The organism is Faecalicatena contorta, from assembly GCF_021531995.1.
GTDB classification, from domain to species: Bacteria; Bacillota; Clostridia; order Lachnospirales; family Lachnospiraceae; genus Dorea_A; species Dorea_A contorta_A.
In genome coordinates this window covers 1-1,356 of record NZ_JAFBIZ010000246.1, presented here as the reverse complement: position 1 = coordinate 1,356, position 1,356 = coordinate 1, and the positions used below count along the sequence as shown (strand labels likewise).

Here is a 1,356-nt window from a genome sequence, read left to right as displayed (position 1 = left end):
ATATAAACTTGATGGGTACCTGCATTACGTTTAACGCTTTCTATGCAATATCTTACTAATTCAGGAGCTTCATCTTCACCTTGCCACCAAAATATCCAAATGGGCGCATTAATTATCTTGATTCCTGGAGAATACTCAAGTTCATCAAAAATTCGCCTATATCTTTTAAAGAGATAATTATATATATATTCCTGTCTTTTCTTGTATATATGCCTGCTAGCCTCAACAGACAATTCACAATTGTCTGCATAATTACATATGGCATGATAATATGCTACTTTAACAGGAAGCTTAGCAAACTCAGAGAAGAAGACACAAATAGGTTCTTTAATCCAGATCGGTATTTTTTTCAACAGTCTTTTCATCTACTCACCCCTTATACTCCGATCTTTAATAAATTTCTTATTTTACAAGTATAGATAAAGTTAATCTGTGACATCCTTACCCAAATTTTTTGTACAATAGATGCTTCTTTTATAAACGTGACATCTGGAAATTCTTTCTTTATTATATCCTTAATTAACCGAAACGCTATATAACACGTTTTTCTATCCAAGTATTTCAAAGCCATTTGCATATGATACATACACGCAAAATAAAGCATTTGCTCTGCATAGTTCCTCAGATCTGGGATTTTCTCCCGAATATAATCCAAACGGAGAGATTGTGCATCCAACGCTTGTAAACGCTTAAGACTATATTGCTGGTGCATAATACTAGCTTCATGCTGAACATAATTATACAACGATTCACAAATGTGAATTACCTTATCCGCATTTCCAATAACCCTATATGTCCAAAACTCATCATCTATAGTTTTTCCTTCAAAAAACCAAATATCTTGAAGCAATTTTTTCTTATACAATTTATTCCAAACAAGTTGCCTACACATACGATCTGCTATATGTTCCTTCATAGCTTGGACTCTATCAAACTCGAATACACAACCTTGTTGTAGTGATTCAGATTTCTTCATCCTATCTTCAATCCAGTAAAAATCACACTCAGCTATATCTGCATTATATCTCTGAATTTCCTCAACCAGTCTTTCCAAAAAATTAGGTTCCAAATAATCATCAGCATCAACAAAGCTGACATACTCACCTTTTGCTTGCTTTAATCCCATATTCCTTGCATGGGCACCGCCATAGTTTTCTGTGTGAATAAGTACTAATCGGTTATCATTCTTAGCGTATGATTTACAAATTTCATAACTTGCATCAGCAGACCCGTCATCCACTAAAATCAATTCAAAATCAGAATAAGTCTGCTCAATAATGCTACTAATACATTTCCCTATATACTTTTCAGCCTGATATATTGGTACAATTACACTAACCATACACAACTCTATCT

At 33.6% G+C, this 1,356-nt stretch carries 2 protein-coding genes; both read right to left on the bottom strand.

Features of this window, described 5'->3' with window-relative positions; translation table 11 throughout:
• Positions 1–365: capsular polysaccharide synthesis protein (locus JQM82_RS15660; protein WP_235251346.1), on the bottom strand; the 365-nt coding region annotated here is incomplete at its 3' end.
• Positions 366–376: 11 nt separating this feature from the next.
• Positions 377–1,356, bottom strand: a 980-nt coding sequence (locus JQM82_RS15655) for a glycosyltransferase family 2 protein (RefSeq protein ID WP_235251345.1), incomplete at its 5' end; no start/stop codon positions are given.